The sequence below is a fragment of the Veronia nyctiphanis genome, assembly GCF_004116385.1.
In the GTDB taxonomy this organism is placed as follows: domain Bacteria; phylum Pseudomonadota; class Gammaproteobacteria; order Enterobacterales; family Vibrionaceae; genus Veronia; species Veronia nyctiphanis.
The window spans coordinates 24,739-36,776 of record NZ_PEIB01000034.1 but is presented as its reverse complement, the minus strand read 5'-3'; the positions used below and the strand labels follow the sequence as shown (position 1 = coordinate 36,776).

The 12,038-nt window shown below is 42.8% G+C and carries 7 protein-coding genes; all 7 read left to right on the top strand.

Translation table 11 applies throughout. The features are described 5' to 3' along the window. Nucleotides 1-8 precede the first annotated feature (8 nt). Nucleotides 9-1,121, top strand: coding sequence for a hypothetical protein (locus tag CS022_RS20170; RefSeq protein ID WP_129123756.1), 1,113 nt, complete (start codon nt 9-11; stop codon nt 1,119-1,121). A gap of 172 nt (nt 1,122-1,293) precedes the next feature. Continuing rightward, nucleotides 1,294-2,496 carry a hypothetical protein gene (locus CS022_RS20165; protein WP_129123755.1) on the top strand — a complete coding sequence of 401 codons (1,203 nt, stop codon included), beginning with the start codon at nt 1,294-1,296 and terminating at the stop codon, nt 2,494-2,496. Next, nucleotides 2,493-5,609 carry a site-specific integrase gene (locus tag CS022_RS20160; RefSeq protein ID WP_129123754.1) on the top strand — a complete coding sequence of 1,039 codons (3,117 nt, stop codon included), beginning with the start codon at nt 2,493-2,495 and terminating at the stop codon, nt 5,607-5,609. Before CS022_RS20165 ends, CS022_RS20160 begins: the two co-directional genes overlap by 4 nt. 211 nt (nt 5,610-5,820) lie before the next feature. Next, nucleotides 5,821-7,572: a MotA/TolQ/ExbB proton channel family protein gene (locus CS022_RS20155; RefSeq protein WP_129123753.1), complete on the top strand. Its 1,752-nt coding sequence runs from the start codon at nt 5,821-5,823 to the stop codon at nt 7,570-7,572. A 2-nt stretch (nt 7,573-7,574) separates the two neighbouring features. Continuing rightward, a complete protein-coding gene (locus tag CS022_RS20150) occupies nt 7,575-8,285 on the top strand; it encodes an OmpA family protein (protein ID WP_129123752.1) in 711 nt (236 codons plus the stop codon). Beyond that, on the top strand, nt 8,282-9,418 hold the full coding sequence (locus tag CS022_RS20145; protein ID WP_129123751.1) for an HNH endonuclease: 1,137 nt from the start codon (nt 8,282-8,284) through the stop codon (nt 9,416-9,418). Before CS022_RS20150 ends, CS022_RS20145 begins: the two co-directional genes overlap by 4 nt. A gap of 298 nt (nt 9,419-9,716) precedes the next feature. Further along, complete coding sequence (locus CS022_RS20140; protein ID WP_235869817.1) at nt 9,717-12,038, top strand: AAA family ATPase; 2,322 nt, start codon at nt 9,717-9,719, stop codon at nt 12,036-12,038.

The window sequence follows — 12,038 nt, the reverse complement described above, 5'->3', positions numbered from 1 at the left end:
TCTTTGTTTTGCAGAGTACTCCCACCTTGAAAGACATAATCGATGGATTTCCAAGTATTAGTTGTGATAATGCACAAAAGCTTGAATCACTTCTTGATAAAATTGATTGCCCTGATGACTTTCGCGCGTTCGGTTTGGTTATCGATAAACTGAAAAGACTATCGGCAGACTTTCATGAATCTTTTTACCGTGTGTTTGGACTGAGTATCGATGACAGTTTTTATGCCGAACTGATAAATATCAACTCGTCTATCTATGACTCATGCCGGAATAATAAGCCAGCGAAAGGCTGGAAAAGCCAGCGGCCAATTTACGACCTTCTCTTAACGTTTTCCTCGCTCAAAGAGTCTTTCTCCGTCAGTCCTTTGCTTTGTTTTCTCAATCATTATTTTGAACATGAAAGCGAAGTGAAGAATGCGGACAAAGAAGAAGAGTCCGTTCGGGCCTTTCGGTTACTTTATCTGGATCGTGAATTCGAACAGGATTGTTTAAACAGTCACGATACAAAAATTATTTTGAAGAATCTCAAAGCATTTAAAGACAAGCTGATGCAAAGAGAGGAGTCAGACAGACCGAAGTCAGTAATTAATTACACCCGTGATTTGATTCATTTCTATCAACTTAACTGGAAGCATAAAACAAGCATCAGGCGATTGCCCAAGGCGAGGCTCAGGGCGTCTTACAGTAGACGAAAAATTGAACGGGTCATTGGTGAGGATGACATTTATACCCAAGCACTGAAAAACCTCAAACCCAATGAATTTAGCCTACAAAGCGGTATTTCAGAGCTTGAAGATTACCCGCCATTGTTACTGGTCAAACATGAGCCCGAGGTCGACGAAAAACTAAAACACGAAATCCCATCGGTCTCACTGATCAAAGACAGGCATATTGACCAGTTAAAAAGCCGCACTATCACTAAAAAAATTCGCCGCTCCCACAACCTTACTCTCATGAGTCGGCATATTTTTCAGCCTCATGAATTGCACTACCTATGGTCATCACTGATGTCATCAAGAAAAACAGTGCATCACGGTGTGTCAGGCTCGGTGGTTCGACGCCTGATCCTGCTGATGCTGTTTTCGCCCGGGATACGGATTCAGCACGACAATTTGTGGTGACCAAAGGTGAATACGATGGGTATGGCTTTTCGCGGTAAACGGAAACTGGTTTGCGAAAATCGCGGTTGAGCCAACGGCAAAGTCTGGTAACTCGCCATCAAATCAACACCTTTTAAAAACCAAACATTATTCGCTGATTTATATCCCCACTTTCTTGGTCAAGGCGTTGAATTTGGACGCTATGAGTGTTGGCGAAAAACTCACGCCTGACTTATCTCGAGATAAAGCTCATAAGGTGGTCGAGCTTTACATTAAGGGGGTTAATAAAAAGTTTTCTATTCAAATTAGTCGTAAGAAGATTGAATTCTTTTTGGTAAACCGAGTGTTAGCAGCTGAAAAACACGACCCGGTATTACTCGAATTCCTCAACGGCAACAGCACCTACGTAACGCGCTCAGCCAGACACTACAACTTTTATTTGGACAATGACATCAATGAGAACATTCGGTCAATCTGGCGCGAGATATTCATTGATATCAAGCGATTCGCCCCTGACTTTGTTGAACCTATTTGGGGTTTGCTGATACCCCTTAGCGAAACATTTGGCTTGGGCTCTCAGTTCACGCCGACTAAAGAGGGTATTGCGCGTAAAGTAGAAAGCCTGCAGCGAACACTGAGTCAGCCAAAGGCGTTTGATGTGGCCCATTCGCGTGAACGTATGGTCGACTATCACAATCAATATACTGTTTATACCCTTTACATGTTGATTAACGGCTCTGGCTATCGGGCTGTTTATAACCCCCTTCCATCACTTCATTTCAATCTTCATCGCCATGGCGCAATCATGATTTCAGACAAGGACAGTGCAAAAGACTATGCGCACATGCGACTGGTCGCGGCACCTACACCTCTCATCGAACAGCTCCAGTATTACCTTGAACATCTCAATGCATTGGCAAACCATCTGGCTATGACTGCAGAATCACTTGCCATGAACATGTATTTTCACAGTGCGCAAAAGCCTTTTCTTTCAATGAGAGGGAAGCTTGAAAAGCGTGAGTGGTTTGACACCGCAAAGCACTCAAAATCAAATGATGGCACTTTGGTTTTTCTGAGCATTGATAAGGAAAGTGGCAGGCTTCGCGCCAAGAACGCTGGCCCAAGTTTGCTCAATGAACAAGACAACAGTGAGGTGAGTCTGCCTCTGAATTTTGGCCGCCATTACATCCGCCAATATCTCCAAAAAGCGGGCGTTCACCAGGAGGCTATCAAGTTTCAATTAGGTCACTGGGTGGCAGGTGAGATTCCATTAAGCAGCTTTTCAACACAGGATCATGGTCAGACAATAGCATTACTACGGCCTTTACTGGATGAGATGATGGCGTCATTGGGCTGGAAGGAAATACCATCATTGCTGACAAGGAAGAGACAATGAATGGTCTCGACCCTTTGACGTTAGAACAAGTTCGAAAGCACTATTTCCGCTTGGCAACGTCAAATATCGATGAGTATTGCGCACTGGTCGGTATGCCGATACTTCCAGTGGGTGAAAAGCGCCAGTACATTGAGAAGACCTATAAATTCTCTTCCCTTTTGAAGGTTGAGAATAATGTGATAACCCGAGACTCTTTGCGTATTGTCGAGAGCAAGGCGAGTAAAAGTAAAGGTTTTGAAGAACAAAACCTCCAGCTAAAACTGTTAGAGCTGTTTCTGGCCTGTGTTGAAAAACAATCGGGTATCCGCTCTGCACCGCTGTCCCATTTTGCAGAAATTCGCCAAGAGCAGCCCATACTTACCCCCGCACACTTTCTGGATTCAACATTTCATTGCCGTCTCTATGAACACCTTGAACACAAGTCTGTGATCAAACGTTACTTGTCTTCTCCGGCGACTTTTGCGGGTGTCCTGTTTCTTTGGTTAGTGCTCAAAGAAGGTATCGATAAGCTAAGCACACTTAAGAATATTGTCTCCCCAAACGCCAATCTATTTCGTATCGATGGCCACTGCTTTTATGACGTCAAACAAACACGATTCTGGCTTTCTCCCTACGCGGAGCTTCTGTTGACTGTCTGGTATCGAGACGCGGACAAGAAAGTGGTTTATCCGATGAAAGCGATTAATCACTATTTACAGGAATGTCATTTATTGACGCGCTTTGAGAGTATTACCTTCGCAGTATTACAAGACGCGATGAAAGTTGAAATGACGCTGACTGGCAGTGCTCTGGACTATGCGATGTCTTCGGGAATGCACAAAAGCGCGTACCTATCAAAAGAGCAACTGGTCCGTCTGATCTGTAACAGGCGCCCAGTGATAGCGCGTGAGAATGAGAAAGAAGCAACGGCGACCGTGAGACAGAAACGAAGCTGGAATGCGGTCATGTTAAAACGAAAACGGCAGGCGGCAGTGCCTCCCTCTGTAAAACTCAAAGACGCCGGTATTCAGGAGCAGATGGACATCGTCAATCAATACACCCGGCGATTGAGAAATGGAAGCCGTCGTGAGCTGTTAACGATAAAAAAAGGCGTATTAGGCCAGTTGAATACCGTATTGCAAGACAGGGAGTTTGTTGCAGGTTATCCGTGGTGCTGGTTGTTGCTATGTTGGCTTTACAAGCTGATTGGTGAAGGAGGAAAACACAAGAAACACCTTAAACTGCAGACCGTCCACAGTTACATCAGCTACGTCCAAAAGCCCTTCTTAATGGAATTCAGTGGCTGCGATATTCATGCGTTGGAAGGCATAGACTGGGCTGAGAAGCTCAATATTGTGGCTGACAATGTTCATGCTCCCACAAAGAAAAACTTTGTTATCTACTTCGCCCAGTTTCTGATTGAAAATGGCTATTCAGGGAGCATGTGTGAGTCAGACCTTGATATCCCCACGCTGGGTGCGAAGGTGAATGTCAACCTGATCTCACTGAGAGAGGCCGATATTATTATTGGCTCGCTTATCGCGATGAGAGGCTCACTGGCGCAAATAACCCTGTTGGTATTCTGCTTTGGTTTTTTCAGTGGACTAAGACGCGGCGAAGTGTCGGGACTTCAGTTTGCAGACTTTCATTACAACGAATCGTTGAGTTACTTTAATCTCCACGTCAGGCCAAACCATTTTCGAGAGCTGAAATCGCCGCATAGCGCGAGAAATATACCGCTCGACACCTGTTGGTCTGAATCCATGCTGAACAGGCTCGCCAAATATCTGAAGGAAACGCAACGCCGCGGGATGGGACCTAATAGTCTTATTTTCCCTGACAAAAGTGTACTTGATAACGCATTTAACCAGTTAACCCGCCTCATGCAGGAGGTGACGGGTGACCCTACCATGCGTTATCACAATAACCGCGACTCGTTTTGTAACTGGAATTTCATTCGTCTTCATAAAACTGAAGGCGTATACGACGGGCCTTACCCGTTCTTGCATCACGACTTCTTTTCAAATAAACGGTGCCAGGCGTTAAGGGATCGAATCGGCATCGATATTTCTTCGAGAAAAAAGTTGTGGGCACTGTCTGGCTTGCTTGGCCATGCCTCGCCTGAGACCTCACTGAACGCTTACTTCCATCTGGCTGATTTTTGTCGAAGAGCGCACTTCGCTAACCATTTACCGTCGAAAGACTTGCATAAAATCGCATGGGGCAGTCGCTACTCAATTGATGAATGGGGCAGGGCGTTAGAACTCTCGGAAACACACAGTAAGTTGCTGCCAAATGTGTTTGAGTCAGAAGAAACTGAGAAACCGATAGATGTTGAAGCGATTTTCGAGGATATAACAAAGACACCTGATGGAGTTTCTGACGATGTATCGATGAGTGACATATGGCGAATAGTGAGAAGGCATGCTGAGGGTTACGGTGCCCCTGATATTAGCGTTGATCTGAAGATTGCTGAAGACAAGGTGTCTTATATTCTTGAGTCAGAAAAAGACATTGCCGAGAGTGCGTTTAAGACGGACAAAAGTAAATTGCCGGAAGCATTGGGATACCACCGCCTCACGCGTAACGAAATGAAAGTCTTTGAAGCGCTAATCAAACGATTTATGACACTTGAATCGAGCGGGAACGTTTTAGCCTCAGAATATTCAAAGGTTTCATCGCTGATCCATGATTTGGTGAGAGCCAAAGACAGCCTTATTCGAACAACGAACCATGAGGCTGTCCGCGCCTTGATCACTGTCATGCAAAAGCTTGGGTTGAGTTCGAACTATGTCAAACTCAGGTGGTACTACCCAGGCAAGGAACAAAGCGAGCAAATCTCTCAACAGCGGCTTCGAGACGCAGTGCGTTTTTGGCAAAAGGACGTATTGATTCAATCTGGATTTGATAAATCCTGCCTTGAGATCGTAGTGCCAAAGGGAATGAAAAACCAAATAGCGGATGCCAGCCAGGTAACTGTCAGTGATGAGGCGAAATATTTAAATTTCAGAGATAGGGGTTATGTCAGTGTTCATACCCTTATGCCCAAAAGGAAGACTGCGAAGAGGAATAGGTTATTTATCAGTTTTCTGCGTCTACTGACTCTGTATGCGAGAATGAATGTGACTGGATGACAATTACAAAGTCGATATTTATTGCAACATAAATATAAAATATTGGTTACTTAAAATTGAGTAACAGTCTTGTGTATAAAGTGATCAATCTATTAAATCAGTATCCGTTTTGTTAGTGGCCATTTATGAGCTTATAAAAGTCATCAATGTTTGATTGAGCCGATTCCCAGTTGGATGTAGAGTAATAACACTAATTTTTTTGGTGACTGCTATGACCAACTCAATCGCTGCTTTTATCGCCTCATTTTCTGCGATTTCCATTTCTAACGCCTTTATCAGTCTGATAGCGCTGTTACTGGTGTTATCTACGATATTTGTCGTGACGGACAAAGCAAATAACTTTACTAGTAATACAGCTAATCTACTGACCTCATTAGGTATTTTAGGTACTTTCGCTGGTATTGTTGTTGGTCTGATGGAATTTGACCCCTCGAATATTGATGGAAGTATTGAATCATTACTTGCTGGTTTAAAAACCGCGTTTTTAACAAGTTTGGTTGGAATGGCAGCATCCATTATCTTCAAAGGACTACTTTCCTTCATTCCCTCTAAAAGCGGTGAAGACTCACAGAGTATTGGTCCAGAGCATATTCTTGGAGTGATGAGTGAGCACCTTTCAGTATCAAAAACATTACTGAACTCTATTCAGGGTGATGAGGATACGTCCTTAACATCGCAAATAAAAAAACTCAGGATGGACGTCAATGATGCTGCAAAAGATCAAAAACAGTTTAACGAGAAAAATGCCGTAAAAGCCGAGAATTTTGAAGCTACTCTTTGGAATAAAATGGGTGAGTTCGGGGATCTTCTATCTAAATCCGCGACAGAGCAAGTGATCAACGCACTCAAAGAGGTCATTGTCGAATTTAATGACAAGCTAACTGAGCAATTCGGTGAAAACTTTAAACGCCTAGATGAATCAGTCAAAAGGCTTGTCGACTGGCAAGAAAACTACCGTCACCAGCTTGAAGAGATGGGGAAAAAATATCAACTGGGTGTAGACGCGATTTCATCAACAGAGAAGTCAGTGGCCAGTATTAATGAGCGTGCAGAATCTATACCTGCAACGATGGAAAAGCTTCATCACGTCATGGAGCTTGGGCATGGGCAGGTAGCAGAGCTCGAACATCGTCTTGAAGCATTCAAAGATCTCAGAGATAGAGCTGTTGAAGCGATGCCCCAAATTCGTGACCAGATGGATAGCACTATGTCTGTTATTGGTGAATCAGTACAAATGGCATCAACACACTACGAATCGATGCTGGCAGAATCTCAGAGAGTTATCGACAAATTCAGTACAACAGCGAGCGATAGTGTTGAAACTATGAGGACCAGTATCGAAGATGGCGCATCAACAGTTTCGAGTGAACTCAAAAGCTGTGCAAGTGAGATTGGAAGGAAACTTTCCCAAGCGTCCAATGACATTACAGATAATGTATCAGCGGCATCGGGTGCTCTGCAAAATAGCGCAACATCTCTGAATAACAGCTCCGAACAAATGAGTAAGCAACTCAACGATACAATCAATGCATTAAGTTCTGAGATGCGAGTTATGGTCGCTGATATCAAAGATGACGCCAAACAGACTGGTGTTGTATTGAAAGAAGCAAACGATGAACTTCTCAAGAGCACAAGAGAAATTCAGTCTGAAACAACCACAGCGATCAGCAAGCTACATGACCGTCTCGAGACAACTCTTGAAGAGGTTTTCCAGATACAAGCGAAAGCAGTACGTCAGACATTTGATAGTCTAGAGGATCAAGTGACTAAATCTGTTAGTAAAACGGGTAGTGCTGTTGAGAAACAGGTGGAAGTACTTGACCGTCAAATGCAGCAAGAGATAAACCGCACTATCAAAGAAATGGGTGAGGCACTTGCTACGGTTACTCAGCAATTTACACGCGACTATCAAAAGTTGGTGACAGAAATGTCCAATGTCGTTAACAACCGATTGGCGGTATGACGGTGGAAAGTCTATTCGGTAAATCTAAGCACTCATCAGATGGTGGTGAGCATTGGATGTCAGTCTCTGATTTAATGGCTGGATTAATGATGGTCTTCTTATTTATCTCTGTTGCTTTGATGAGAGATGCCATGAATGAGAGAGATAAAATCAAAGAAGTTGCTATTGCTTATGAAGATACTCAGGAAGCTATCTACCTTGCATTGGTTAGTGAGTTCTCTGCCGACCTCGACAAATGGGGCGCTGAGATTGACAGAAGTACCCTCAGTTTAAACTTCACGGCGCCAGACGTTTTATTCGCTAATGGCAAAGCAAACCTTACTGATGAGTTCAAATTAATACTGAGGGACTTTTTCCCTCGGTATCTTGAGGTACTTGAGGCCTATAAGCCTTCATTACAGGAAATAAAGATTGAGGGACATACGTCCAGTAGATGGCATCATAATTCCACAGACTATGAAGCATATTTTAAAAATATGAGCCTATCTCAGGCTAGAACTCGTGCCGTGTTGAGCTTTGCCATGAAGTTAGATGAGGTGAGAATAGAACACTATGCATGGGTGAAAGCTAACGTGGCTGCTGTTGGATATTCCTCCTCAAAAACTGTCAGAAACAAGTTAGGTAACGAGGATGAGAATAGATCAAGACGTGTGTCCTTCCGAGTCATTACCAACGCTGAAGACCAAATTAGGAAGATTTTAGGTTCGCAATGAAGTTGACAGTAGATTTTTTCTCTCTCAAAGAAGCTGTCCAAAAAATGGGGGCAAAGAAGGCGGGTAAATTTGAGCTCGAGACAACGGTATCAACTATCGATCCGATAGATATAACTCTTGGTGGAGGACTCTCTGTTGAGCTGAAAGACGTTGATATCCACTCAGGTCTCTTGAGCTACAAAGGCAGACAGGTTCTTTTGTATATAAAAGACCATGGATGGAAAGTTCTATCAGCAATAGATGATCCTATGACGGGTAATCGTTTTCATGTTGCTGATTGTTCGAAGTTAAAGTCAATGCGCGCTGAGGGTCGGTTTGAAAGATATGTTGTTATCAACGACACATCGGGCAACTTTCCAATCTCAGGGGCGAGCCATTACGGCAGAGGCTTTGAAGAAGGCAAAGCGCGATTAAAAATCTGTAAACTTTGTCTCAAATATCTGAACTATCAGGGCTATGAATTTGGTGGGATTCGTAAGCAAATTTTTGAACAATTTGACATGTCTCAATTTTTTTCCACATACAGCTCGTTTTTCACTCATATGCCATCGCGATCAGCGGAAACGGCCAAAACAGCATACTCAAGTGACTGGACAAAAGTCTCCTCGAGCTATCGTGTTGAGAAAGGCTTTAGTTGTGAGCAATGTGGAGTCAATTTACGTTCTCATCGGACAATGCTTCACGTGCATCATATTAACGGCGTTAAGTCTGATAACAGTCTTTCAAATCTCAAAGCACTCTGTATTGACTGTCATAGTAAGCAACCCATGCATAGGCATATGGCTGTGAGCCATGAACAAAGACAGAAAGTTAACCAACTCCGAAAAGAGCAGCATATCTTAGGTCACCTTGATGATTGGCAGAAAGTTTTTGATTTTTCCGACCCGGGTGTACATGGCGTTTTGTATATAGGTAAAAGGTCTCGACTAAAAATACCAGATGTGAATTTCAATATTAACGATATTCACGGTAACTCTGTTGCATGTCTAGAGCTTGCTTGGCCCAAGGAAAAGTTTGGTGTAGCAATTTCTCAGAGAGATAGAGAGAGAGCCACAGGGTTAGGATGGAAGGTAGTGAGTGTCAATTATTTCGTGGAAAATTATAAATCGATAGTATCAAACCTAATACGTTAAATGACCATGCTCTAAATTAATTATTTAATGATGCATATTATTTCGATAAATAACTTTGAACCGCATTAATCCGACTAGGTTTTTATGAAATTTAATTTCTATTTATTAACGAAGAGAGTAGAAGAAAGGCCGATGACTAATAAAGTGTTATTAGTTACACCTATTCATCTTAATTCTTCTTTAGTGTCTTACTTAATCACATAAATAAGCTGAAGTATTAGATCGAAAAATAAAATTTCATAGCGAAGTAAGAGATAAAAACTAAATGCGCTTTGGCGTTTTTTTTAATGGATGTAACATGAAACTTCAATCGATTTTAGCGATTAGAGAGCCTGAAATCTATCGCCAGCGACTAAAAGAGCACGATCAAAATTATGAAAGTAGAGTGTCATTGCTTGATAAAGCACAAGTTATTTTTCAAGCAAAGACAAAACTCAGTGAAATGAGCCCGAATGAGAGAAGCCTTTTCCTGGGCGTAACTACGCAAAACGCTCACAATTACGACTTTGACCCTAATCTGTTTGGTGCCCCCGGCGGCAACGGTGAGGTTAGAAAAATAATTGCGTCTACTTTTTACCATTTGGATGACTTCTTTGCTGCGATCCCGCGCAAAGGGATAATTTCAGAGCAGCAGTATAACGAATTGGTTAATCTGTTTCGCACTGGTATCACTGCATCGGGCGGAGGCAAATTCCCATTCGTGTTCTTGACTCGCATATTGACAGTGAGTCGACCTGACTACTTTGTGTCTGCTGCGGCAAACGCGCTAAAACCGCTATGCACAGCACTCGAAATGAAATATCCAAAGGACTTAAACGAATACTGGAATAAATTATTGCCCACCCTACACCAAAACAGGCTGTTTAGTGATTATGTTGGACTTCCCAACAAACCTCTACTCGCTCTTATTGATGGCATTATAAATATCGATAGTCAAAACACTCTCGAGCAAGGCCTTAAAGATAAAAACGTATCTTATACGGCGCAGGAAAATAGCAATATGGCAAAGACAACCGCACCTCCTTTAAACCAGATACTCTATGGTCCACCGGGTACAGGAAAAACATATCACACCATTGAAGCGGCTGTTAGAGCAGCCGAGCCAGACTTTGAATGGAAAAGTAGAGAAGAATTAAAGGGTAAATATAATGAATTGGTTGATGCCAAACGTATTAGTTTTGTTACTTTCCATCAGAGTTATGGCTATGAGGATTTTGTAGAAGGCCTGAGGGCCGAGAATGACAGCCAAAGCAACTTAGTTTATTCCATCAAAGATGGCACATTTAAATCTATTGTTGAAGATGCCAAGAGTAAGCATTATCAAAAAGTCTTTGATGTTAATCCAGATGCAAGAATTTGGAAAATTTCTATAGATGGTACCGGAAAAACGCCAACTTCAGAGTATTGTCTTGGCAACAGTTTAGCGGCTATCGGCTGGGGTGAAGCGGGTAATCTACTCTCTGATGGTCTTGAACAAGACACTTATTATCAAACTCTTGGCTCTCAAGTGAGAAGTTCACTCCATGAGTTTTCTCAAAGAGCAGAAAAAGGTGACTTGATCCTCTGTATAGGCAGTCAAAGAACAATTCAAGCTATCGGAGTTATTACCGGTGACTACCAATATGAAGAAGAAGGTACAGCGTCTTACCAGGACTATAGGAACCAATTACCAGTGAATTGGCTAGCTACTGATATTGACGTTGACTTCCACGAACTGAATGGCGGTGTTAACTTTACTCAGAAAACCTTCTATCAGCTCTGGCGTTTTTCGGTCGCCGATGTGTTTAATTTACTTGAAAAAGAAAACATACACATCAAAGGTGCTGTTCCATCAGGGAAAAAAAACGACGAGAAGTATGTACTTATTATTGATGAAATTAACCGAGGTAATATCTCTAAAATCTTCGGCGAGCTGATCACCTTGATTGAGCCATCAAAACGTATGGGGCAGGATGATGCTATTGAGTTGACCCTGCCATGTTCAGGTAAGCCATTTTCAGTGCCCGATAACCTTTACATCATCGGCACAATGAACACTGCAGACCGCTCATTGGCGATGATGGACACCGCATTACGACGTCGTTTTGACTTTGTCGAGATGATGCCGAATCCAAGTAAATTGGAGAAAGCAGTGGTAAAGGGCATTAACCTCAAAGTATTACTGGAAACTCTGAACAAACGTATCGAGATTCTATACGACCGCGAACATACCCTCGGCCATGCGCTCTTTATGCCAGTTAAAAACCTGATGGATGAGGGCAAGGAAGACTTAGCATTTGAGATGCTGATCAGTGTATTCCAAAGTAAAGTGATTCCGCTTTTACAGGAATACTTCTTTGAAGATTGGCAGAAGATCCGCTTGGTACTTGGCGACAATCAACGCGAAGAGGCTCAGCAGTTCATTCAAGTACAAGAATGGAAAAGCAATTCTCTCGACGAACTCTTCGGCAAAGAACATGAGTTAGCCCCGTATGGAGAAGTCATCAAACAATATTCCCTGAAGGCATTTGATGATGAGGTTTGGAAAAACTCTGAAGCCTATCGGTGTATATATCCCAGCTCACTAAAAGAGGCAACGACGGCCGAGAGCGAAAACGAAACAGTAGTTGAGACCACCTAA

Bases quoted from the DNA above. Each gene is read 5' to 3' on its own strand.
- CS022_RS20160 (WP_129123754.1), top strand. From the start codon at position 2,493: ATGAATGGTCTCGACCCTTTGACGTTAGAACAAGTTCGAAAGCACTAT.
- CS022_RS20155 (WP_129123753.1), top strand. From the start codon at position 5,821: ATGACCAACTCAATCGCTGCTTTTATCGCCTCATTTTCTGCGATTTCC.
- CS022_RS20145 (WP_129123751.1), top strand. From the start codon at position 8,282: ATGAAGTTGACAGTAGATTTTTTCTCTCTCAAAGAAGCTGTCCAAAAA.
- CS022_RS20140 (WP_235869817.1), top strand. From the start codon at position 9,717: ATGAAACTTCAATCGATTTTAGCGATTAGAGAGCCTGAAATCTATCGC.